The following is a 22,046-nucleotide window of genomic DNA, read 5'->3' on the forward strand; positions in this document are numbered from 1 at the left end:
GGCCCGCCCCGTTCCGGCCTGCCCCCGTTCGCCCCTGCCCGAGCCGTCGCGGTCCGTACCCTGCTGGGTCTGACGCTCGATCAGGTCGCCGCCGCCGTGACCGCCTACCGCGGTGAACCCACGCACCCCTCGGCGGTGTACGCCTGGGAGGCCGGCGTCGCCGCACCGGACGACACCCAGGTCAGGGCACTGGCCGCCGCCCTGTGGTGCTCCCCGGTCGACCTCGTCACGGAAGCCGCGACCCTCGGCCAGTGCCGCACCATCGCCGGGCTCTCCCTCGGTCAGACCGCCGCCGCGGTCGGGCTGACCCAGGCCCGCTGGGAGTCGGCCGAGCGCCGCAACCGCTGGCAGGGCAACCCCGCGCAGACCGCCGCCCTCCTGCGGACCCTGCGCCCGCCGCCGGCCTGCTTCGTCACCGCCTGCGGCACCACCGGGCGGCTGCGGCTCCTGCTCCGCGAGGCCGTCACCGGCTGGTGGCCCAACTACACCTCCCCCATCAGCCGCATCGTGCCCCTCGAACCCGAGGTCGTCGGCCGCGTCCTGGAGCGGCTCCACCTCGCCTACCAGGAGCTCGACGGCTCCGCCGCGGCCGAGGCACTGGCCGCGGACTTCCTCGAACGCATCGACCTGCACCTGTGGGAAGGGGTCCGCGCCGCGACCGCGCGCCCGGACCCCGGCACCTCTTGACACCGAAGCCCCACCATGAGCAACTGGTCCGGCTTCGCCGGACGGAGCGGCCCGGCGCACATCGTGGACGGATGTGCCGCGGGCCCCTGAGGGCCCGTACGAACTCCGGGAGCCCGGGCGCCGGGGACACGATCCCCCTCCGCCCCCGCGCTTCCCCGCCCCTCGCCCGCTCCACGCTCCCCGCCGCTGTCCGGCACCGCAGCCGCCGCCCGCACGGCCCCAGGCCGTCCGTAGCGCCGCTGCCACTGCCGCCACCGCTGCCGCAGCACCCCACCCACCTGCTCGCCGCAGAACCGCAAGCCGAGCGCCACCGCTTTCACCACCGCCGCGCGCGCACCCTCCACCAGCCGCCGGCAGAAGGAGACTTCCCCATGCCCGACGTTCCCCAGGCTCCCCACGTTCCCCCTGCCCAGGACCCGGACACGGCACGGACCGCCGCATCCGGCTCCTGTCCCGACGACGGCACCACCGCCACGGCGCCCGCCCGGCACCCGGTCGACCAGATGCTGCCCCCGCTGAAGCTCTTCGGCGCCGGCCTCCAGCACGTAGCCGCCATGTACGCCGGTGTCGTCGCGCCCCCTCTCGTCGTGGGCATCGGCGTCGGACTCTCCACCGCCGAGATCGCGTTCCTCATGAGCGCGAGCCTGTTCACCTCCGGCATCGCCACCCTGCTGCAGACCCTCGGCTTCTGGAAGGTCGGGGCACGGCTCCCGTTCGTCAACGGCGTCTCCTTCGCGGGCGTCGCCCCCATGCTCGCGATCGCAAAGGCCGAAAGCCCCGCGGACGCCCTGCCCGTCATCTACGGCGCCGTGATCGTGGCGGGGGTCTTCGGGTTCCTCCTCGCGCCGTGGTTCTGCAAGCTCATCCGCTTCTTCCCCCCGGTCGTCACCGGAACGGTCATCACCCTCATCGGCGTCTCGCTGCTGCCCGTCGCCTTCAACTGGGCCCAGGGCGGCAACCGGCAGGCGCCCGACTACGGCAGCCTCAAGTACATCGGCCTGGCCACGGCCACCCTGCTCGTCACCGTGGCCCTGCGCCGGCTGCTGCGGGGATTCCTCAAGCAGATAGCCATCCTGCTCGGGCTCGTCGCCGGCACGCTCATCGCGCTGCCCCTGGGAGTGGCGGACTTCAGCGCCGTCGGCGACGCGGACATCGTGGGCATCCCCACCCCGTTCCACTTCGGCGCCCCGCAGTTCGCGGCCGCCGCGATCATTTCCATGTGCATCGTGATGCTGGTGTCGATGACCGAGTCCACCGCCGACGTCCTCGCGCTCGGCGAGATCGTCGAGAAGCCCGCCGACGAGAGGACCCTCGCCGCCGCCCTGCGCGCGGACGGCCTCGGCACCGCCATCAGCCCGCTGTTCAACGGGTTCGCCGCCAGCGCCTTCGCCCAGAACGTCGGCCTGGTCGCCATCACCAAGGTCCGCAGCCGCTTCGTCGTCGCCGCCGCGGGCGGCATCCTCATCCTGCTGGGCCTCTGCCCCGTCCTGGCGTCCGTGGTCGCCCTGATCCCCCAGCCCGTCCTCGGCGGCGTGGGCATCGCCCTCTTCGGCACGGTCGCCGCCAGCGGCATCCAGACCCTCACCGGAGCCGCCCTCGAACGAGGCGACAACATCCTGATCGTCGCCATCTCCCTCGGCGCCGGCATCATCCCCATCGCCGCCCCCGACTTCTACCACTCCTTCCCGGAGAGCGCCCGGATCGTCCTCGACTCCGGCATCAGCACCGGCTGCGTCGTAGCGGTCCTCCTGAACCTGGCGTTCAACCACCTCGGCACGAAGCCGCCGGCCGCCCCGTCCCCCGCCCTGCCCACACCCGCACACCACTGAACCCCGTCACGGCCGGGACGGCACCCCGTCCCGGCCGTGACGGCCCGGGTGGCCGGGTAAAGCCGGCGAACGTACCCGTACCGCGGCTTAGCCTGAGGTCCATGACCCTGGATGCCGAACTGACGGCTCTTGCCGTCCAAGAGGACCTCCCCGCCGACCTCGTGTGGCGTCTGCTCGGGCATCCGGAGGCCCGGCGCTCGGCGGCCCTTCTGCGCAAGGACCTGACTCCGGAGCTGATGGAGGAGATCGTCCGGCTCGGATCCGCCCGTACTCTCGCCGCCAACGGCTTCGTGCCCGCCGTGCGCAGGGCCCGTTTCGCGGAAAGTCCGGAGCCTCTGGTCCGGGCTGCGGTCGCGGCGAGCATCACCGACGAGCCGCCCGGGCTGCTGGCACGCCTGGCGGCCGATCCGGATCCGGCCGTGCGGGTGTTCCTCGCGATGAACGAGCATCTGCCGCCCGGGCTGTTGGCGGTGCTGGCCAAGGATCCGGAGCCGAGCGTGCGCGCCTCGCTCGTCAGTCACTGCCGGCACGCACCCGAGCCGGTGCGCCGGGCCCTGCTCACGGACCCTGATCCGCAGATCCGCTCGGGTGCCGCTTCGGTGTACTCACCGCCCGCGGACCTCCTGCCCGCCCTCCTCGCCGATCCGCAGACCCGTGCCGCCGCCGTCAGGTACGCCGGCCCGTCCGCGGAGCTGGCAGCCGACCCGGATGCCGCGGTGCGCGGGGCTGTGGCCGCCCATCCGGACCTCTCCGCCGAGCTGCGAGACCTGCTCGCGGGTGACCGGGACCTCTTCGTCCGGAACGAGATCGCGGCCCGCGCGGACACGCCCGAGACGCTGCGCGACAGCATCGTGGCCACCCTGACGACCGACAACCCCGTTGCCGACTGGCTGCTGTCCTTCCGTCGGAACACCCACCCGTGCCCTCCCCCTGCGGCGGCTCCGCCCAGGCTCACGCGAGAACAGGCGGAAGACCTCCTCGCCCGTGCCGGCCTTTAGACGTACGCGGCACCTCCTCGCCTTCATACGGCGCCGAGGAAACCCGGGTCGGCGCCGTGGAACCGGAGGCACGAGTCGCGGCCGAGGCCCAGGAGTTCCGCCATGGGCACCGCACGACGGCTGGTCGCCGGCAGGTCCTGGCGGGCCTCCGCCGACCACAGCGGCGGAAAGAACGACAGCCCCTGCCGCCCGTTCAGCGCGGAAACCTCACCGCGCCAGCCGTCCCACCGCAGGTCCCCGTAGAACTCCTCCAGTCCCCCGGCGAGGATCCAGGACAGCCAGGCCGAGTGGCCGGCACCCAGGGCCTCCCAGCCGGGGGCTTCGGGAGCGAAGTAGACGACCTCGCCCGGCTCGCCGGGCCGGCCGGCCGCACCGGGATCGCCGCCGTTGAGGGCGAAGACTCCGCCCAGCACATCGTGTGCGACCACCAGGCCCGCCCCCGGCCGCCATGCGGGGTCGAAGACCGAGGGCATCGCGTTGACCTCGGCCAGGCCGGGCAGCCCCTCGGCGTCGGAGACGCCCGGACTTCCGAAGATCCGCAGCCATCCGCCGTCCACGAGCAGACCGCCGCAGTTCAGCACGATCCCGCCCAGGTTCGACCGGGCGGAGACCTGCAGCTGCCGCAGGCCCGCCCGGCCCGCCTCGGCATCACCGGGCAGCACCTCGACGGGAACGCCGCTACCGGACAGCTCCTCAAGGAGGACCGGCCAGGCCGGATCATCGACGTCGACCAGCTCATGGACCTCGCGCATCCCCGCATCCTCGCACCACCGCGAAGCGGCACACGTCCCGGACCTGACCGGGGAACATGGCATGATCACGCAGAAGGAGCGCCCGAGCGCGAGGTCGCGCGGCTGCGGGTGCGGCAGCGGACGGAGGCTGTGGTGTGTGCACGGTGAGCCGGGCGGCGGCGGCCGCGATCGCGGAGCTGGTGGCCGCGCATCCGCGCCTGGCGGCGGATCCTTCCCCGCATCCCGCACTGGCGGGCTGCGAGGAGGTCGTCTGGTCGGAGCTGCCCGGTTGTACGGACGGGGTCCCGGCGCTGTTGTACGGCCTCGTCGACCGCGACGCCGCCGAGGCCGCCGGACGGGTGCTGGGCCTGCTGGTGATGGCCGGACCGATGCGCATCAGCGCCGCGATGCCGGCGATCCTGCCGTACGTGCTCCGCCTGGCGGCCGACCCCGAAGTGCCCCGTCGAGGCAGGCACTTCGACCTCGTACTGGTGGCCGCGGCGCTCTCGGAGCCGGTCGACCCCGGCGATCCGCGGGATCTGGCCATGAACGGTCATGAGGAAGAACACCCTGAGCGGGCCCTGTGCCGAACGGCGTTCGAGGCCGACGCGGCATGGGTGCGCCGGCTGCTGGCCGACGATCGACTCCCGGAGGGCGAGCCGCTGCTCCAGGAAGAACGCGACTCCCTGCTCCGGGCCGCCGGACTCGGCCCGACCTGACCGGACGCGGCCCCGAACCCCCACCGCCGGTCGGCGGCCCGGGCTCGGCCCGCGGCTCGCCCGGCTCACTCACGTCACCGGTCGAGCACCTCCGTGTTCTGGCAGGCCACCAGGAGCCACTGCCCGTCCTCCTTCGCCATCACGTAGAGGGGGGTGCCCGCGTTCCCGATCGGCTCCCCTCCCAGCGTGAGGTACTGCGCGTGCGCCTTGACTGCGGCGACGTCGGGGCGGATGAACAGCACGTCCACCACGTCGTAGGTCGCGGTCGCGTCCGTCATGGCGCCCGGCAGCACCTGATGGGTGAAGGACGAGATCTCGTCGCGACCGGTCAGGCGCTTGCCGTGGCCCGTCGTCCAGATCGCGTCGGCCCGGAACAGGCCGACGAACTCCTCGGGCAGCTCGTTCTGCTGCGAATGCTCGAGTCTGGCGATCACCTCCCTGATCGCCTCGATCTCGGCCGCGCGCGTCTGCTGGTCCATCGCTGTCGTCTCCATGCCGATCATCATGGAACCTCAACCGCACTTGAGATCAACCCTCACCCGTACCATCCGGTGTGGACTCTCTGACACGACTCATACCCCCGCCGCCCGAGCCCCTCGACGCCCGCGGGGACTGGTCGGCCGTCGAACGGGAACTCGGCGTACGGCTGCCGGGGGACTACAAGGCCCTCGTCGGGACGTACGGGTGGGGGGAGTTCTGCGACTTCCTCTACCTGCGCACGCCCTTCGGCGACAGCCCGTACAACGGCCTGGAGTGGCAGAGCGGAGACCCGTCGGCCCCTCCCCGATGGGACGGGCAGGAGCGCTACCCCTACCCGCTGCACCCCGAACCGGGAGGTCTCCTCGTCTGGGGCACGACGATGGACGCGGACCGGCTGTGCTGGCCGACCGCCGGCGATCCGCGCAGCTGGCCCGTCGTGATCTGGAGCCGGGACGGCGACTACGAGACCATCCCCGAGAGCGCGTCCGGGTTCCTCGAAGGCTGGAGCGGCGCGCGGCTCCGATCCCACCTCCTGGGCGGCATGGAGCCGGACCTCGCACCCTGGTTCACCACCTACCACCCCCGCACCAACCGGTGCCTGCGCCTGTCCGAAGGCCCCCTCCCCCACGTCGAACGCCTGCGCATCCTCCGCGACGCCCTGGCCCCCACCGTCGACCGCGGAACCTGGCGGGCGGAGGACGGCCGGTCGGGGCAGGACCACTTCGCGACCGTCGACGGCGACTGGCAGCTGACCTACGACATGGCCGGCCCCCACCAGATCCGCGTCGCCTACCCGCCCCACGACCACGAGCGGGCCCGGCGGGACCTGACCGCCGCCGTCCACCGCATGGGCTGCGACATCCTCGCGATCAGCACGGCGGACGGGACTCCCCTGACCGCCTGGGGCCTGCCCACCGACGACTGCGGCTGACATCGGCAGCACCGTCGCCTCGGCATGCCTGGACGCGGGCATCACCCCCGTGATTCCTCGACAACCTCGTCCGCGGGCGGCGGGAGTTCATAGGAGCGACCGGGCGGCCGAGCTGCTGGGGTGGATTCCGGTGCGCGACAGGCTGCTGAAGGCCTGAACTCGTGCTTGTGCCCTGGCTCCCGGTCGCGTTCGATGACCGTCTCGGGCCGGGGAACACGGGCCGGGGGCCGGCCTCCTCGCCCGCCCCGTCGGGAGGGGAGTCACGTTGAAGACACGCCAGAAGGACCGGGGGGTGCCCGATCCCGATGCCCCCTGGAACGAGATCACAGCAGGACTGTGGATGGGCGGTCACCACTGGACCGATGCCCTGGGCAACGGTCACGCCGCGGTCGTCGGCGCCGAGTTCGGGCTGGTCATCAGCTTGTTCAGCCGTCCCGGTCACGGACCCGGCCCAGGTGTCGAGCACTTGCTCGCCGAGATGCCCGACGCCCCGCTGACGGCCGGGCAGATCCACACCGTCCAGCAGCTCGCCCGGACCGCCGCCCGGGCGGTCCGCGCCGGGCGCACCGTCCTGGTCCGGTGCCACTCCGGCTACAACCGCTCCGGCCTCGTCGTGGCCCAAGCCCTCGTCGAGCTGGGCTGGGAGACGACGACAGCTGTCGAGGCCATCCGGAGGAGACGGTCCCCCATGGCCCTGAACAACCGGATCTTCGAGGAGTACCTCACCACAGGGCTGGATGTCGCCCAGCTCCTCAGCGGCTTGGACACGCCCGCCTGACCTGACCTGACCGGACCTGACCGGTCCTTTCCTGTCGGCACGTCACCCCGTCGTGGAGTGGTGCCGGGCGGTGAGGAGGGCGAGGCCCCGGGTGGTGGAGGTGGCGGGGGCGGGCTGGTAGACGACGAGTTGCAGGCCGGGGGAGGCGCACACGTCGAAGGCCTGGTAGGCGAAGGTGAGGGGGCCCGCCTCGGGGTGGTGGAAGTGCTTGGTGGCGGACGTCTTGCCCCGGACGGTGTGGGTGGTCCACAGGTGCGCGAAGTGCGGGCTCCGGGCGGTGAGTTCGCGGACGAGGTGGCGCAGGGGTTCGCTGTCGGGGGCCAGGCCCGCCGTGTGGCGGAGGTGGGCCGCGACGGCCTCCGCCGTGTCGGCCCACCGGGTGTGGAAGTGCTGTGCCGCGGGATCGAGGAAGACCATGCGGGCCAGGTTGTCGGCCGGTGTGAAGGGTGCGTAGAGGGCCTGGGCCAGGGCGTTGGCGGCCAGGACGTCCAGGGTCCCGTTGATCACCAGTGCGGGGGCGGCGGTGTAGCCGTCGAGCATCTGGCGCAGGAAGGGGCTGATCTGCCGGCGGTCCACGGGGGCGGGCGGTCCGGGCAGGGTGGTTCCGGCCAGCTGGTGCAGGTGGGTGCGGGCGTCGGGTTCCAGGCGGAGGGCGCGGGCGAGGGCGTCGAGGAGCTGGGGGGAGGGGCGGCGTTCACGTCCCTGTTCGAGCCGGGTGTAGTAGTCGGCGCTCATGCGGGCCAGGAAGGCGACCTCTTCGCGGCGCAGCCCGCTGACCCGGCGCCTGCCGTGGCTGGGCAGGGCGGCGGCTTCGGGGCTCAGCGCCGCGCGGCGGGCGCGCAGGAACTCTCCCAGCTGGTTGTCGGGCATGCGGTCAGGTTAGGCGGTCGGGACGGGGGTTGCCTGGGTGCGGTGTACCCAGGCAACACCCGTCCTGGCAGGCGGGCTGCCGGCTGCCCAGACTCGGTGACGCCGGCCCGGTCCGGGCCGGCCACGCCCCGTCGTCGAGAAGGAGACAGCACATGACAGAGACAGCCAAGGTCGTCGCGATCACCGGTGCGAGCAGCGGGATCGGTGAGGCGACCGCCCGTCGCCTCGCGGCCGACGGCCATCACGTGTTCCTCGGTGCCAGGCGGACCGACCGGCTCGGCGCGCTGGTCCGCGAGATCACCGCGCAGGGCGGGAGCGCGGCCTTCCGCTCCCTGGACGTCACCGGCGCGGCGGACGTGCACGGCTTCGTGGCGGCTGCCCGCGAGCGCTTCGGCCGGCTGGACGTGATGGTCAACAACGCGGGGGTGATGCCGCTCTCGCCCCTGGCCGCGCTCCGGGTCGAGGAGTGGGACCGGATCCTCGACGTCAACGTCCGCGGAGTGCTGCACGGGATCGCGGCCGCGCTGCCGGTGATGCGCGCCCAGGGCGGCGGCCACCTGGTGAACATCGCCTCCGTCGGGGCCTACGAGGTCTCGCCGACGGCGGCCGTCTACTGCGCGAGCAAGTTCGCCGTCCGCGCGATCTCCGAGGGGCTGCGCCAGGAATGCGGGGACGGCCGCATCCGGGTCACCCTCGTCTCCCCCGGGGTGACCGAGTCCGAACTCGCCGACTCCATCGGCGACCCGACGGCCCGGGAGGCGATGAAGGCCTACCGGGCCGTGGCCCTGCCGGCCGCGGCCGTCGCCGACGCGATCGCGTACGCCGTCTCCCAGCCGGCGGGTGTCGACGTGAACGAACTCGTGATCCGTCCCGCCGCCAGTGCGCAGTGACCCGGGCATGACGTACGAGGACCTGTCGCGCCGCTTGCGGGTGCTGGAGGACGAGAAGGCGCTCCGCAGCCTGCTGCTGCGCGGGTGGCGGGCCCTGGACCGCAAGGACTGGGCCACCTGGGCCGCCTGCTGGGCCGAGGACGCCGAGCTGGACTTCGGCCCGTGGGGGCCGGTCCGGGGGAGGGAGGCGATCCGGGCGCGGGTGGAGGAGGCCGAGGCGTCCTTCGAGAGCATGCAGCACCACATCCTCAACCTGCACGTCGAGGTGACCGGGACCGGTTCCCGGGCCGTCGGCAGCGGCTACATGTGGTTCGTGGCCGTCACCGCCCCCGGTGCGGCCGCCGCCCCCTCTTCCATGGGCGGGCCCTATGACTGGGAGTTCCGCCGGGACCCGCGGCGCGGCTGGCTCGTGGTCCGGCAGCGGCTCGGCGTCTGGTGGACCACCGGCACCACCGCCGGCACCACCGCCGGCCGGGGCGCCGCCCCGGAGGTCTTCGGAACGGGATGACGGCCGGCGGCTACCGCAACGGGGCGGGGTGGCCCGCCCGGGCGGACGGCCGGGGCCGGTCCTCCTCCCCCGCCGGCCCGGGGCCGGTCTCCGCCGCTCCCCAGTCCCACAGGGCCTGGAGGACCGGGCCGAGCCGGTGCCCGCGCGGGGTGAGCGCGTAGCGCACGCGCGGCGGCCAGCCCGGGCGGCGGTCGCGTTCGACGACTCCGGCCTCGCCGAGCTGTGCCAGCCGGTCCGACAGCACCTTGTCGGACAGGGTGGGCAGGGCAGCGCGCAGCTCGCTGTAGGAGCGGTCGCCGCGCAGCAGCTCGCGGACCACCAGCGTCGTCCAGCGGCCGTGGAGGGCCGCCAGCGCGATCTCCACCGGGCAGGCGGGGGTGGGCGCCCCGACGTGCGCGTGCGGCTCGTCGGGCAGTCCTGCCGGGTGACCAACCGTTCGGTGAGTCACGAGATCGCCTCCTAGCGTGTGGAGCAGCCATTCTCCCTCCAGCGGAAGGACGTCCCCCGATCATGCGAGAACTGGCCGAACGGCCCGAAGAAGTGCCCGCGGTGTTCGCCGAACGGTTCAACAGCGGCGACGCCGCCGCGCTCGCGGAGGTGTACGAGGACGGGGCGGTGCTGGTCGCGCGGCCCGGCGCGCCGGTGACGGGCGCGGAGCTGCTCGCCGCCAACGGCCGCCTGCAGGACCTGGGGGTTCCCATATCGGTCCGCCCGCGGCACGTGTACCGCAACGGGGACCTGGCGCTCCTCGTCGTGGACTGGGTCATCGACGGCACCGGCCGCCACGGCGCGGCCGTGCACGTGGCGGGCACGGCCACCGACGTGGCCCGGCGGGGGCCGGACGGCCGGTGGCGGTACGTCATCGACAACCCCTTCGGTGCCGGTGCGGCGCAGGGCGCCGTCGATGCGGACGCCTCGGGACGGACGGGTTCCGGTCGGACCGCGCCCTGATGGCGCGGGCCCGCCCGGCCTGCACATCGCCGACGAGGGCGGGCTTGTCCGGAGCCTGGGGAGCTCGGGGTTCGGTGGCGAGGGCCCCGCCGGGCGGCGAGGACGCTGACCCTTCCAGGGCAGGAGGACGGGGATCCGGCGGTCCGCGTTACACCGGTTTCGTGAGCCGGTCGCTCCGGGGGGCCGGTCAGAGGTCGAAGAGGGTTTCCTTCTGGGGGACCGAGTCGGGTGCGAGGACGGTGCGGAGGAGGACGATGCCCTGCCGCCACTTCCTGCCGTCGGGTGCGTCGCGCCAGAGTTCGGCGAGCTCGGAGTCCTCGGCGAGGACGCGGTCGAGCGCTTCGACGGCCAGCGGCTGAAGGGCCGCGGCGAAGGGCGGCAGCGCTTCTTCAGGCCCGTAGTTCATGCTGATGCGTTCGCCGCCCGGGTACTGCGCCGCGACGAGGGCGGCGGCCCCGACGGCTTCTTGGCCGTGGTGGCTTTCGAGGCAGTCCAGGACCCGGACTGCACGGTCGAGGGCCGCCCGCACGAGCTCCTCCCGTTCGTCCGGGGCTGTCCCGTCCAAGGCGTGGGCGAAGTCGGCGGCCTCGTCGTTGTCGAACGGGCCGACGTCCCAAGTCCCCATGCCGGCCTCCTCGTCCTGGGTGCGGGGCGCCGATCATCGCATCAGCCACCGACAACGGGGCGTGGCAGCGGGTCACCACTCCCTGGTGGCCCTGCCGGGAATCGTCGTCGGCGTCAGTCCTGAGGGCTCTGCGACACCGCTGTGCTCAGCAGCCGGATGTCGTACTCGGTCCAGCAGTCGGAGATCTCGACGCCGACCTCGCTGCCGCAGCGGGCGCAGAGCAGGTTCGGTCCGCCCAGCCCGTCCCGCCGGCAGCACCCGTAGAGCCGGGACGGGTCCAGGTGGGGCCGCAGCAGCACTCCGTCCAGCGGGTTGATGACCCAGGTGGCGACCGAGCCCGCGGGGCGGTACGGATCCGGGTCGCCGGAGAAGGAGCCGACCGGCACGGTCGACGGGCCGTACGTGTAGTGCTCCCGGCCGCTCACCGACGGCCGCGGCGTCCACGTGCGCTGCTCCAGCGGGTTCGACAAGGGGGCTGTGCACGACCGGCACCTGAATACGACCGCCAACGCTGAGACCTCTCCCGTTCGAACCGCTTACCGGTTACCGGTTACCGGTTACCGGTTACCGCTTACCTTGCCGTCATCCAACACTCCGGCCCGCCGGGAATCCAGGCCCGGCATACGGCGCACTACGTGGCGCGGCGGCCCCCGGGTAGTGTCGGCCGGATGACAGAGCACCACACCCTCACGGTGAACGGCGTCCGGCTGGCGTACCAGGTGGCCGGGCCTTCCGGCGGTGACCCGCTGCTCCTGTTGCCGGCGCTGGGCGAGACCGCGGACGACTGGGCCGCCGTACGGGACGTGCTCGCGCGGGAGCGCCGGGTGTACGCCCTGGACCTGCGGGGCCATGGCCGCAGCGAGTGGGCCGGGCCGTACTCGCTGGAGCTGATGCGGGACGACGTGCTGGGTTTCCTGGACGCCGTCGGCCTGGACCGGGTGGACCTCGTCGGGCACTCGATGGGCGGCGCGGTCGCGTTCCTGGTGGCGCAGCACAGCCCGTGGCGGGTGGTCCGGCTGGTGCTGGAGGACGCCCCGCCGCCCTTCCCCCGCGAGCCGCGCACCCCGGTGCGGCCCGAGGGGGAGCCGGCCTTCGACTGGGCGATGGTGCTCGCGGTCCGGGCCCAGCTGGACCGCCCCGACCCGTCCTGGCTGGAGGGCCTCTCCCGGATCACGGCCCCGACGCTGGTGGTGGCGGGCGGGCCGGACAGCCACGTCCCGCAGGAGGCGCTCGCCGAGCTCGCCCGCCGGATCCCGGACGCCCGGCTCACGACGATCCCGGTCGGCCACCTGGTGCACGCCGCCGCCCCAGAGGAGTTCACCGGGGCGGTCACCGCCTTCCTGGCCCGCGTACCGGACGGGGAGGTCGCCCGGCGCTGGCTGGCCGAGGACGGCATCACGCAGACCGGCCCCGACGCCTGGTACGACGCGGACCCGCCGGTACAGACCCTCACCGGGGAGGACCTGTGCAACGGGCTCGGTTCGATGGCCTTCACCGACGAAGCGCTCGATCTGGCGGGCCGGTTGCGGGTGGCGCTCGGGCTGATGGACCTGCTCGGCGGTCACCCCCTGGTGACCTGGCAGATCCACTCGGCCCATCTCGGGCCCGAGGGGCCGCTGCCGGCGGGGCTCCTCTGGGGCGGCTACCGCAGCAGACTCGAAGCCGTCCGGGAGTACCCGGCGATCGCCGACTCGCTCTGGTTCGACTGGTTCGAGGTCTGGCAGACCTCCGCGGAGGCCTTCGCCGAGGTGCTCGGCAACGACCGCGACCTGCTGCGGCCCGGCGCCCCGGAGCCGTTGCTGCGCCGGGCGCGCCGGGTCCTGAAGGTGTCGGGCCCGGTGCCGTGGGAGGCCAAGGCCGCCACCTACGGGGCGGCGGCCCGGGTGCCCGAGCTGCACCCGGCCGTCTTCAGGGCCGTGCTGGCGAGCTACCACGACGTGTACGGGCAGCTCGAACCGGAGCCCGCGCTCGCCCTGTTGGACCGGCTGGACCTCCCCGCCGGCACCGAGCACCGGGCCTCGCTGCGGCGGGTGCTCGCCGCCGGGCACCGCAATCACTACCGCAGCCCGGAGGCATGGAGCGGGGGCGGCGCGGGCCGCTGAGCCGGTGAGCCTCCCGGGGCAGGACTACGACCATGGCCGCAGACCGGCTGCGACCCGGGTCCGATCCGCAGGTCCGGCTCCACGGCATAGCGTGCCAGCCTGCTGACTGACGGACTGACGGACTGACGGACTGAGCGGATCACGTCGTCCGCACCGAGGAGGAGTCATGAGCACCATCACGCCGGTATCCCTGGTCACCGGCGCCAACCGCGGCATCGGCCTGGAGACCGCGCGCCGGCTGGCCGCGCTGGGCCACACCGTACTGCTGTGCGCCCGCCGCCCGGAGGACGCCGAGCGGGCCGCCGCCGGCCTGGCCCCCGGCGTGTCCGGCACGCTGCTGCCGCGCCGGCTGGACGTGACCGAGGACGGGGACGTCCGCGCCCTCGCCCGCGACGTGGAGGCGGAGTTCGGGCGCCTCGACGTGCTCGTCAACAACGCGGCCGTCAACTACGACACCTCCCGGCGCGCCGTCTCCGTCGACCTCGACGAGGTCGAGCACACGCTGCGGACCAACCTCTTCGGCCCGTGGCGGACGGCGCAGGCGTTCCTGCCGCTGCTGCGCCGCTCGCCCCACCCCCGTCTGGTGAACGTCTCCAGCGAGTCCGGATCCCTGGAGGCCATGTCGGGCGGGACCCCCGCCTACGGGGTCTCGAAGGCCGCCCTCAACGCCCTGACCCGCAAGCTCGCCGACGAGGTGCGCGCCGAGGGGATCCTCGTCAACGCCGTGTGCCCGGGCTGGATCGCGACGGACATGGGCGGGCCGGGCGGCGGACCCGTGGCGGAGGGCGCCGCCGGCGTCGTCTGGGCCGCCACCCTCCCCGACTCCGGGCCCACCGGCGGCTTCTTCCGGGACGGGAAGCCGCTCGCCTGGTAGACCCGCGTCCTGCCCGTCAGGCGACCCGGCCGGCAGGAGCCGGCGCCTCGGCGCGCCCGGCCTGCTCCAGCTGCTGCCGGCGCGCGGGGCCTCCCGAGCCGCGGTGGAGGCGGTACGCGCCGGGCTTGCCCGCCTCGTCGGCCAGGTGCTTGACGACGCTCGTGCACACGAGCTCCTTGAGCTTCGCGCCGAGGCGGCCGTCGATCTTGAACCACACGGCGACGTCGGACCGGCTGGCGAACTGGAAGATGCCGTCGCCCCGGCCCAGGCTGATGCACTGGGCGGCGAACGACTGGTTGAGGGTCTCGGGCCGCTCGCCCCCGATCACGCTGAGCACCGTGTCGGCGACCCGCGCACCCATCGGCATCGCCGCCTGGCAGCTCATCCGCAGCGGCAGGCCCGACGGCGCCGCCGAGTCCCCCGCCGCGAAGACGCGGTCGTCGTCGACGCTGGTCAGCGTCTCGTCCGTGAGCAGGCGGCCCAGCGCGTCCGTGCTCAGCCCGCTCCGCACGGCCAGGTCCGGTACGCCGAAGCCGGCGGTCCAGATCGTCACCGCGCTCGGCAGCTCGCGGCCCCCGCTGAGCCGTACGGCGTCAGGGGTCACGGCGGTCACCTTGGTGTCGGGGCCGTCGAGGACCGTCACCCCGAGTCTGGCCAGCCGCTTGGCGACCGAGCGGCGGCCGCGGGGGTGCAGGTACGGGCCGAGCACCCCGCCGCAGACCAGCGTCACGGCGCGACCCGCCTCCGCGAGCTCGGCGGCGGTCTCGATGCCCGTCGGCCCGGCTCCCACCACCGTCACCGGGGCCGTCGCGGGAGCCGCGTCCAGGACCGGACGCAGCCGCCGGGCCTCCTCGAAGGTGCCGATCGGGTACGCGTGCTCGGCCGCCCCGGGCACGCTCGGGTCGGCGCTCCCGCTGCCGACCGCGTAGACCAGGTAGTCGTAGCCGAGCGTGCCGCCCGACGCCAGTTCCAGGCCGCGCCCGGCCGCGTCGATGCGGGTGACGGTGTCGACCACCAGCCGTACGCCCTCGGCCAGGACGTCCCGGTAGTCGACGACCGCGCCGTCCGTCCCGCCCACCAGCTGGTGGAGGCGGATCCGGTGGACGAAGTCCGGGCGCGGGTTGACCAGCGTCACCGTCACGTCGGGGCGCTGCGTGAGGCGGTTGGCCGCCATGACGCCCGCGTACCCGCCGCCGATCACGACCACTTCGGTGTTCTCGTTCATGGTGTGCCCTCCGCTTCGACTGTTGCTGCACCTTCATGCGCTCACTGCACTTCTGTGCAGCGACTGCATGAAGATATACTTATGGCCTGAGGGGGCGTCAAGCCCCCGCCGACCCGAACCGGACCTGAATCGGCTCGACTTGACCCGGGAGCGACACGATCACGATGACCAGTGACGAACCGGCCCGCCGCGGCGGCCGGGAAGCGCAGCGCCGCCGCACCCGCAAGGCGATCGTCGAGGCGGCGGCCCGGCTGAGCGCCGACGGGGCGACGCCGTCCATCGACGAGATCGCGGCCGCCGCCGACGTATCGCGGCGCACGGTCTACGCGTACTTCCCGAGCCTCGACCACCTGCTGATCGACGCGACCCTCGGCGCGCTCAACGAGCCCCCCGTCGAGCAGGCGCTGACCGATCCCGCCATCGCGGGCGACCCCGCGGCCCGGGTGGACGCCCTCATAAGGACGCTGTTGAAGTACTCACCGCAGTCGCTCCCCCTCGGGCGGCGGCTGATCCGCCTGACCGTCGACCAACCGGTCTCCGAGGCCCCGGAGCCGGCCGCCGCGCAGGCCGCCACTCCGGGCGCCGCCCCGGCCCCGCGCCGCACCCAGCGCCGGATCGAATGGCTGGAGCAGGCCTGCGAATCCCTCCGCGGCACCCTGAGCGAGGAGGCGTACCAGCGGCTGATCTCGGCGCTGGCCATCGTGGTCGGCTGGGAAGCCCAGATCGTCCTGCGCGACGTCCGCGGCCTCGACCCGCAGGCCGAGGAGGAGGCCATCACCTGGGCGGCACGGGCCCTGGTGGAGGCGGCGATCAGGGAACACGCCGAAGCCCCGCGCTAGCGTGGGGCCGTGGAGCTGCTGCTGGTGTCGGACACGCACGTTCCCGCGCGGGCCGGGGTGCTGCCGGCGGAGCTGCTGGAACGCGTCCCGCGCGCGGACGCCGTCATCCACGCCGGGGACTGGACCGACACGGCCACGCTCGACCTGCTCCAACAGCGGGCGCGCCGGCTGGTCGCCGTGTACGGGAACAACGACGGGCCGCTGCTGCGGGCCCGGCTGCCCGAGGTCGCGTACGCGGAACTCGGCGGGCTGCGGTTCGCCGTGGTGCACGAGACGGGCCCGGCCAAGGGGCGCGAGCAGCGCTGCGCCGCGCGGTTCCCGGACGTGGACGTGCTGGTCTTCGGCCACAGCCACATCCCGTGGGACACGACGGCGGAGGGCCGGCTGCGGCTGCTGAACCCGGGCTCCCCGACCGACCGGCGCCGCCAGCCGTACTGCACGTACATGACGGCCCGGGCCGCGGACGGGCGGCTCAGCGAGGTCCGGCTGCACCGCCTGTAGGGATCGGTCCTGTTTCCCGGTGCCGGCAGCCGCATGCGCGCGGCAGCGCTCCAGCCGGGCCGGGGGCCGGGGGTGGGCCGCGAACGGCGTCGCCCGGCTCATGGTCGTTGCGGTGAGCCGGGGCTGAGGCCTCTACAGCTGGAGTTCCTGACCACCTGCCTGCGTGAGTCCCTCGCGCTTCAGACCGCTGCAGGCCAGGAGCTCGGTCCCGGTGGCGTTGAAGTACAGGGTGAAGAACCAGGACCGGTCTGCGGCGATGATGTTGCCGGTACGGAGTCGATCGTCGCTGTGCCGAGCTCTGAGGATCTCAACGGTCTCATCGAGGCCGAGGGTCGTCAGGCCGATCCTCAACGACCGCCTCAGCCTCGTCGCAGCGATGCCGAGGACCATCCACACCGGCGGCTGTCCGTCGTAGAGCATCACCTCACCGTTGGCGGCGATGGCGTCGCGTGCTGCCTTGCAGGCACTGGTCTGGTCCTTGAGCATCACGGTGATGTCGGGCTGACTTGGATTCTCGTTCTCCGTGGCCATGTGGCGACTGTAGGGACGGGACGCAGGCGTCGCCACAGGATTCGCATCGCTGCGAGGCTCGTCAGGCCGCCCTACCGTCCGGCGGAGCCGCCGGCCCCGGTGTCCCGTGCGTAGATCCGCTCCTTGAGCCGTTCCTCGGCCCAGTCCAGGCCGACGTTCCGGTCGAACCAGTGCCGGTCCCTGCGGGGCTCGGGCGGTGCCAGGTTCACCGCCGCCCAGGAGAAGACGCCGAGGAGGACGGAGCGCCCGTGCTGCGTCGCGCGCACGGACAGCGCGAACGGTACGGCGATGGCCGCGCGGGTGACCAGCAGGGTCTGTCCGTCCTCGGAGCGGCGCCCGGCCGTGAGGAAGCGGGGCGTTTCGAGGATCTTGACCCACTCGACCACCGCGTCCGCCACCTGGGCGGTCAAGGACTCCTCAATGCCGGTGCGGACGGCGGCCGCGGGGTCGTCGCCCATCCAGCCGAGCCAGTGGTCGGGGTCGGTCAGTTTGCCGAAGTCGTCCTGCGGGACCCCGTGACGCGGGTTCTCCTGGTACTCCCCCGTCAGCTTGCCGCTGCCGTCCACCAGCCACGCGCCGCGGATCGCCTCGGGAGGAACGTATCCGTTCGGGTCGTCGACGTACGTCCTGTCGATCTCGGCGACGCTGCCGCCGGGATTCGCCGCAGCCGCGGCCAGCAGCCCCGGATCGTCCGGTATGCCCTTGCCCCGGCTTCGCCGGCCGAAAAGCCCCACGTGCCCCACCCCTCACCGTCGGCTGTCCAGTCGGCCCGATTCTGCCGCACGGCGGCGGTCGGGGGGCGGCGGGGTCCATGCGGCGGCCCGGCGGGCGGTGCGGTCGGACGGCGGGAGCAGGGCCAGCGCCAGGACCGTGGCGGCCGCCGCCGCTCCAAAGACCGGGGTGTATCCCCGTTCGGTGATCAGGGCCCCGGCCAGGGGCGGGACCAGGGCCACCGCGGCGTGCTGCCCCATCCCGTGCACCCCCAGCGCGCGGCCCGCCCAGGCGGGGCCCGCGAACTCGGCGACCGCCGTGTTGTGCAGGCCGTTGGTGCTGACGGTCAGGCCGGTGGCCAGCAGCAGGGCCGCCGTGCCGGCCGGGGAGTGCCAGGCGGCGCCGGCCGTGAGCAGGACCAGGTCCGCCGCTGTGGCCGCGGCCAGCAGCCGCATCGGCCGGACGCGCGAGCCCAGGGCGTCGGACCACCAGCCGGCCAGCAGGCGCACGGCCGCGCCGGACAGGTTGGCGGCGGCCAGCACCGCACCGGCAGCGGCGGCGGACCATCCGCGTGCCCCGGTGAGGAAGACCAGGGCGAAGCCGGTCACCACGAACTGCGGCACGCACAGCACCGCGGCCACCGCGTGCAGCCGCCACAGGTAGCCGCCGTCCTCCCCGTACGGGGACGGCGCGGGCTCGCCCGTCGGCCGTCCGACGCGCGGCGGATCGACGGCGAACAGGGCGATGGCCACGCCCGTCACCCCGCACAGCGCGGCGCACACGCCGAAGGCCGCGGACAGCCCGAAGTGCTGGGCGGCCTGCGGCAGCACGGCCGCCGCCAGCGCGGTGCCGAGCGGCTGCGAGGCCTGCCGCACCCCCATCGCGACGCCGCGCCGGCCGGGCGGGAACCAGCCGATGACCAGGCGGCCGGAGGCCGAATGGACGGAGGACCCGCCGATGCCGGCCACTACGAGCAGCGCGCCCAGTGCCCACACCCCCGGCACGGCCGCCGCCGCGGCCATCGCCCCGGCGGCGACCGGCAGCCCGGCGGACAGCGCCACCCGCTCCCCGTACAGGTCGGCGACCGCGCCCCAGCCGATCAGGCCGAGCAGGATCCCGGCGATCGGGCAGGCGACGAGCAAGCCGGCGGCCGCCAGCGACAGCCCGAGCTCCCGCTGGAACGCGGGCAGCAGGTACATCAGCCCGTAGAGGGCCGTCGTACTGGCGGTCTGGCCGGCGGTGCCCAGGGTGAGCATCAGCCAACTGCGGGGTGTCCGGGGCCGCTTCATGGATCGACCCTATCGAGGGGCACCACATTCCGAGATGGCCGTATCGACATACGAGACGGGCGTGCCCGGCGCTCCGCTCGCCGCCGTCCCGTCAGCGGACTCCCGCTGACGTGTGCACGCTGTACTGTTCCGCTGATCTTTACGTGGCGGTAACCGGAGTGCGGTGCGGGCGAGGGGGCGGACGAAGGATGAGAACGCGTGGACCGGGCGGCGAGCCCCAGCGCTTGGCCGTCCTCGACGGCATACGGGTCCTGGCCGCGCTGGCCGTGCTCTTCTACCACTACGTGGTCCTGGCCAGCGCGTGGGGCCGGTCGACCACCGACGTCTTCCCGGTGGCCCGCCGGTTCGCCGTCTACGGCTGGCTCGGCGTCGAGGTCTTCTTCCTCGTGAGCGGGTTCGTCATCTGCATGAGCGCCTGGGGCCGCAGCGTGGGCGACTTCGCGGTGTCCCGGGTGGCGCGGCTCTTCCCCGCCTACTGGACGGCCGTCGTCCTGACCTCGCTGGTGCTGTACGCCTGGCCCGAGGTGCGGTCGATCGCGCGGTTCACCGATGTCGTGGTGAACCTGTCGATGCTCCAGGGCGGCCTCGGGGTCCCGCACATCGACGACGCGTACTGGACCCTGTTCGTGGAGCTCAAGTTCTACGCCCTGTTCGCGCTCGTCGTCATGCGCGGGGTGACGTACCGCAACTGCGTGCTCTTCTGCGGGGTCTGGACCCTGGCCGGGGCGGTGGCCCCGGCCATCGACAACGGGGTGCTGTCCTTCTTCGCGATACCGTCCTCGTCCCCGTACTTCATCGCCGGCATCGCCTTCCACCTCATGCGCCGCTTCGGGCCGAACGCCGTACTGTGGGCCGTTGTCGGCGTCCAGTACCTCCTCGCGCAGCACTACGTGCGCGACCGCATGATCTCCAGCCTCGGCCGGGCAGCCGCCGAGCAGACGCCGTCCTGGCCGGCCCACGTGGTCATCCTGATCGGCTTCGCCGTGATGGCCGCCCTCGCGCTCGGTGCCCTGGACGGCATCCGGTGGCGCTGGCTCCGCCACGCGGGCGCGGTCACCTACCCCCTCTACCTGATCCACATGATGGTGGGGCTGACGGTCATCCACCACTTCCGCGACCGCGTCGCACCCGTGCCCCTCGCCTTCGCCACCACCGCCGGCATGCTGGTGGTCGCCTGGGCCGTCCACCGCTTCGTCGAACGCCCGCTGGGGCGGCGGCTGGCCACCGGACTCCGCCGCGGGATCGAGGACATCCGGGCGGGCACCCCGGCCCGGCCCACCCTCCACCGGGTGCCCGCGCAGCCCACGGCGCCCGAGGCGGAACGGCTCCCCGCCCGCGGCCGCTGAGCCTGAGCCTTCACTCCAGGTAGAGGGTTGTCCATGGGGCAGAGCCTGCCACCCGGCACTGACAACGGGCATCGGGCCGGCTCCGCCCGGCGTTCTGCCCGACCGCGATATTCGGCAGCGGCAGGTGTTCCCTGGGTGGCAGTCTGGGCCGATGCCCGCCTGGACCCCCTCGCCCGTGCTCTTCGACAACCTGCGGTACCTGCTCAACGAGTGGGATCCGATGGGCGTCGCCGACCTCGCTCAGGACGAGTACGACTGCATGCTCGTCCCCTTGTTCCAGCGCCTCCACCGGGGCACCACCCGGGCGGAGATCGGTGAGTTCCTCTGGTACGAGCTGGAGGACCACTTCGAGCTGGACCCCGTCGGCCACCGGACCGATGCGATGGCCGACCGGCTGATCGCCTGGTGGGCCGCGGTGAGTCCGGTCCCGGACGGGGAAGGGACACCGGAGGCCTGAAGACCGCCACCGGGGGGCACGACGCCCGGGGCCCTGGCCGGTGGCTGCAACGGGCCCGGGGGCGGCGGTCGGGCCGGCCGTCGGCGGCTCCGTGGCGGGGGCGTTCGGTGCGGCCCCGGACCTGTGGGACGTGTGCGTGCACACCGCGGCCCACGCCACCGTGCTCGGCACGGTCTGCGCCCTCGACCGGGACGCCGACCTGATCGTGGAGAAGCCGCTGTGCGCGTCCGGGTGGGCTGCGGCGTGCCCGGTGGGTCGGGGCGGGCCTGTTGTGGTGGGGTGGGGCGCGGAACAGAACGACCGCCGACCCGGGGCCGCCCATGTCCACAGCCATCACCGTCGCACTGATCGCCGCCGCCCTCCTCGGCGGCCTGCTGGCGAACCAGTTGCGGCGCCGTCAGCAGGCCGGGGAGCCGGGCGGGGACGCCGACGAGGCGTCGGTCAGCGATCTGGTCAGCCCGCTCGAAACGCTGGCCGTGCTGCTGGTCGCGTTCGTGATCGTCGTCGCGGCCGAGTCGTACGGTGAGGCCGGCAACGCGGTGGGCGCGGAGGCCCACCGGGTGGACCAGCTGTACGAGGTGGCGGACTACGCGCCCGAGCCCCAGCGCGAGCGGATGCAGGCGGCGGCGGTCTGCTACTCCCGCGCGATCATGACGTACGAGTGGCCCAGGATGGAGGCTTCGGGGACCAAGGCCCCCGAGGCGTCCGTCTGGTCGACCGACTTCCGCCGGCACTTCAAGGCGCTGGCCCACAAGGACGACAGCAGCTTCGCGCTGCTGGTGGAGGCGGACGACCAGCGGTCCGTGGCCCGGCAGGCCCGGCTGTCCGAGGCGAGTCCGGCGATCCCGGCGGTCGTGTACTGGTTCATGGTGCTGTCCCTCGCCGCGACCATCGGCGCCTTCGCCTTCGGGCTGCCGCGCAAGCGCGGGCCGGCGCACTTCGTGCTGCTGTTCGTGCTGGCGGGGCTGTTCACGGGGTCGCTGCTGCTGATCGAGGACATCGACAGGCCGTTCTCCGGAGCGATCAAGATCACCAGCGAGGCGATGGCGGCCACGGCCGAGGACATCGGCGAGGACTACTCCGTGGACCACCCGGGGCGCGCCCTGCCCTGCGACCGGCACGGCGCCCGGATCCGCGGTCAGGCCGCGCCCCGCGGGTAGCCCGCGCCCCCGCG

At 73.6% G+C, this 22,046-nt stretch carries 26 protein-coding genes; 16 read left to right on the top strand and 10 right to left on the bottom strand.

Going from position 1 to position 22,046, the window contains the following annotated elements; translation table 11 throughout:
- Positions 1-96 precede the first annotated feature (96 nt).
- The 3 genes from AC07A6_RS09515 (at position 97) to AC07A6_RS09525 (ending at position 3,514) form a co-directional block, all read left to right on the top strand.
- Entirely contained in the window at positions 97-687 is a 591-nt protein-coding gene (locus AC07A6_RS09515; RefSeq protein WP_478776677.1) for an XRE family transcriptional regulator, read from the top strand.
- A gap of 371 nt (positions 688-1,058) precedes the next feature.
- Positions 1,059-2,516 (top strand): nucleobase:cation symporter-2 family protein, encoded by a 1,458-nt coding sequence (locus tag AC07A6_RS09520; protein WP_478776678.1) that lies wholly within the window; start codon positions 1,059-1,061, stop codon positions 2,514-2,516.
- Positions 2,517-2,617: 101 nt separating this feature from the next.
- Positions 2,618-3,514 carry a hypothetical protein gene (locus AC07A6_RS09525; protein WP_478776679.1) on the top strand — a complete coding sequence of 299 codons (897 nt, stop codon included), beginning with the start codon at positions 2,618-2,620 and terminating at the stop codon, positions 3,512-3,514.
- Positions 3,515-3,537: 23 nt separating this feature from the next.
- On the opposite strand, the gene AC07A6_RS09530 is transcribed toward AC07A6_RS09525, so the two are convergent.
- Positions 3,538-4,266, bottom strand: coding sequence for a DUF2625 family protein (locus tag AC07A6_RS09530; protein ID WP_478776680.1), 729 nt, complete (start codon positions 4,264-4,266; stop codon positions 3,538-3,540).
- 134 nt (positions 4,267-4,400) lie between these two features.
- On the opposite strand from AC07A6_RS09530, the gene AC07A6_RS09535 reads away from it, so the two are divergent.
- Positions 4,401-4,964, top strand: coding sequence for a hypothetical protein (locus AC07A6_RS09535; protein ID WP_478776681.1), 564 nt, complete (start codon positions 4,401-4,403; stop codon positions 4,962-4,964).
- A 74-nt stretch (positions 4,965-5,038) separates the two neighbouring features.
- On the opposite strand, the gene AC07A6_RS09540 is transcribed toward AC07A6_RS09535, so the two are convergent.
- Positions 5,039-5,458 (bottom strand): SgcJ/EcaC family oxidoreductase, encoded by a 420-nt coding sequence (locus tag AC07A6_RS09540; RefSeq protein ID WP_478776682.1) that lies wholly within the window; start codon positions 5,456-5,458, stop codon positions 5,039-5,041.
- Positions 5,459-5,517: 59 nt separating this feature from the next.
- Here AC07A6_RS09540 and AC07A6_RS09545 point away from each other — a divergent pair, with 59 nt between their 5' ends.
- Together AC07A6_RS09545 and AC07A6_RS09550 are read left to right on the top strand one after the other, a co-directional pair.
- The gene (locus AC07A6_RS09545) at positions 5,518-6,375 is read left to right on the top strand and encodes an SMI1/KNR4 family protein (RefSeq protein ID WP_478776683.1); all 858 of its coding nucleotides are present in this window, start codon (positions 5,518-5,520) and stop codon (positions 6,373-6,375) included.
- A 292-nt stretch (positions 6,376-6,667) separates the two neighbouring features.
- On the top strand, positions 6,668-7,153 hold the full coding sequence (locus tag AC07A6_RS09550; protein ID WP_478776684.1) for a protein phosphatase: 486 nt from the start codon (positions 6,668-6,670) through the stop codon (positions 7,151-7,153).
- Positions 7,154-7,195: 42 nt separating this feature from the next.
- Here the strand turns inward: AC07A6_RS09550 and AC07A6_RS09555 are convergent, their stop codons facing one another.
- The gene (locus AC07A6_RS09555; protein WP_478776685.1) at positions 7,196-8,023 is read right to left on the bottom strand and encodes a helix-turn-helix transcriptional regulator; all 828 of its coding nucleotides are present in this window, start codon (positions 8,021-8,023) and stop codon (positions 7,196-7,198) included.
- Between the two features lie 152 nt (positions 8,024-8,175).
- Between AC07A6_RS09555 and AC07A6_RS09560 the strand changes: the two genes are divergently transcribed.
- Both AC07A6_RS09560 and AC07A6_RS09565 read left to right on the top strand, forming a co-directional pair.
- Positions 8,176-8,913 (top strand): SDR family oxidoreductase, encoded by a 738-nt coding sequence (locus AC07A6_RS09560; RefSeq protein ID WP_478776686.1) that lies wholly within the window; start codon positions 8,176-8,178, stop codon positions 8,911-8,913.
- Positions 8,914-8,920: 7 nt separating this feature from the next.
- The gene (locus AC07A6_RS09565; RefSeq protein WP_478776687.1) at positions 8,921-9,421 is read left to right on the top strand and encodes a nuclear transport factor 2 family protein; all 501 of its coding nucleotides are present in this window, start codon (positions 8,921-8,923) and stop codon (positions 9,419-9,421) included.
- A 10-nt stretch (positions 9,422-9,431) separates the two neighbouring features.
- Here AC07A6_RS09565 and AC07A6_RS09570 read toward each other — a convergent pair whose 3' ends face one another.
- On the bottom strand, positions 9,432-9,869 hold the full coding sequence (locus AC07A6_RS09570; protein WP_386270872.1) for a winged helix-turn-helix transcriptional regulator: 438 nt from the start codon (positions 9,867-9,869) through the stop codon (positions 9,432-9,434).
- 62 nt (positions 9,870-9,931) lie between these two features.
- Here AC07A6_RS09570 and AC07A6_RS09575 point away from each other — a divergent pair, with 62 nt between their 5' ends.
- On the top strand, positions 9,932-10,372 hold the full coding sequence (locus AC07A6_RS09575; protein WP_478776688.1) for a YybH family protein: 441 nt from the start codon (positions 9,932-9,934) through the stop codon (positions 10,370-10,372).
- 187 nt (positions 10,373-10,559) lie between these two features.
- Here AC07A6_RS09575 and AC07A6_RS09580 read toward each other — a convergent pair whose 3' ends face one another.
- Both AC07A6_RS09580 and AC07A6_RS09585 read right to left on the bottom strand, forming a co-directional pair.
- On the bottom strand, positions 10,560-10,997 hold the full coding sequence (locus tag AC07A6_RS09580) for a DUF4259 domain-containing protein (protein ID WP_478776689.1): 438 nt from the start codon (positions 10,995-10,997) through the stop codon (positions 10,560-10,562).
- A gap of 113 nt (positions 10,998-11,110) precedes the next feature.
- A complete protein-coding gene (locus AC07A6_RS09585) occupies positions 11,111-11,467 on the bottom strand; it encodes a hypothetical protein (RefSeq protein WP_478776690.1) in 357 nt (118 codons plus the stop codon).
- Between the two features lie 198 nt (positions 11,468-11,665).
- Between AC07A6_RS09585 and AC07A6_RS09590 the strand changes: the two genes are divergently transcribed.
- Both AC07A6_RS09590 and AC07A6_RS09595 read left to right on the top strand, forming a co-directional pair.
- Positions 11,666-13,099 (top strand): alpha/beta fold hydrolase, encoded by a 1,434-nt coding sequence (locus AC07A6_RS09590; protein WP_478776691.1) that lies wholly within the window; start codon positions 11,666-11,668, stop codon positions 13,097-13,099.
- 166 nt (positions 13,100-13,265) lie between these two features.
- Positions 13,266-13,973 (top strand): SDR family oxidoreductase, encoded by a 708-nt coding sequence (locus tag AC07A6_RS09595; protein WP_478776692.1) that lies wholly within the window; start codon positions 13,266-13,268, stop codon positions 13,971-13,973.
- Positions 13,974-13,989: 16 nt separating this feature from the next.
- On the opposite strand, the gene AC07A6_RS09600 is transcribed toward AC07A6_RS09595, so the two are convergent.
- A complete protein-coding gene (locus tag AC07A6_RS09600; protein ID WP_362457340.1) occupies positions 13,990-15,198 on the bottom strand; it encodes an NAD(P)/FAD-dependent oxidoreductase in 1,209 nt (402 codons plus the stop codon).
- Between the two features lie 164 nt (positions 15,199-15,362).
- On the opposite strand from AC07A6_RS09600, the gene AC07A6_RS09605 reads away from it, so the two are divergent.
- On the top strand, positions 15,363-16,037 hold the full coding sequence (locus AC07A6_RS09605; protein ID WP_362457343.1) for a TetR/AcrR family transcriptional regulator: 675 nt from the start codon (positions 15,363-15,365) through the stop codon (positions 16,035-16,037).
- A gap of 9 nt (positions 16,038-16,046) precedes the next feature.
- The gene (locus AC07A6_RS09610; RefSeq protein ID WP_478776693.1) at positions 16,047-16,538 is read left to right on the top strand and encodes a metallophosphoesterase family protein; all 492 of its coding nucleotides are present in this window, start codon (positions 16,047-16,049) and stop codon (positions 16,536-16,538) included.
- Between the two features lie 132 nt (positions 16,539-16,670).
- On the opposite strand, the gene AC07A6_RS09615 is transcribed toward AC07A6_RS09610, so the two are convergent.
- From AC07A6_RS09615 to AC07A6_RS09625, 3 genes are all read right to left on the bottom strand, one after another.
- Positions 16,671-17,069, bottom strand: coding sequence for a hypothetical protein (locus AC07A6_RS09615; protein WP_478776694.1), 399 nt, complete (start codon positions 17,067-17,069; stop codon positions 16,671-16,673).
- Between the two features lie 71 nt (positions 17,070-17,140).
- Entirely contained in the window at positions 17,141-17,803 is a 663-nt protein-coding gene (locus tag AC07A6_RS09620; protein WP_478776695.1) for a hypothetical protein, read from the bottom strand.
- Between the two features lie 12 nt (positions 17,804-17,815).
- The gene (locus AC07A6_RS09625) at positions 17,816-19,069 is read right to left on the bottom strand and encodes an MFS transporter (protein WP_478776696.1); all 1,254 of its coding nucleotides are present in this window, start codon (positions 19,067-19,069) and stop codon (positions 17,816-17,818) included.
- 188 nt (positions 19,070-19,257) lie between these two features.
- Here AC07A6_RS09625 and AC07A6_RS09630 point away from each other — a divergent pair, with 188 nt between their 5' ends.
- The 3 genes from AC07A6_RS09630 to AC07A6_RS09640 all read left to right on the top strand — a co-directional run bounded on the left by AC07A6_RS09630 (position 19,258) and on the right by AC07A6_RS09640 (position 22,032).
- A complete protein-coding gene (locus tag AC07A6_RS09630; RefSeq protein WP_478776697.1) occupies positions 19,258-20,415 on the top strand; it encodes an acyltransferase family protein in 1,158 nt (385 codons plus the stop codon).
- A 151-nt stretch (positions 20,416-20,566) separates the two neighbouring features.
- A complete protein-coding gene (locus tag AC07A6_RS09635; RefSeq protein WP_478776698.1) occupies positions 20,567-20,872 on the top strand; it encodes a hypothetical protein in 306 nt (101 codons plus the stop codon).
- 320 nt (positions 20,873-21,192) lie between these two features.
- The gene (locus AC07A6_RS09640; protein WP_386270879.1) at positions 21,193-22,032 is read left to right on the top strand and encodes a bestrophin-like domain; all 840 of its coding nucleotides are present in this window, start codon (positions 21,193-21,195) and stop codon (positions 22,030-22,032) included.
- Positions 22,033-22,046: the final 14 nt, after the last annotated feature.

This window comes from Streptomyces sp. NPDC044002 (assembly GCF_056434525.1).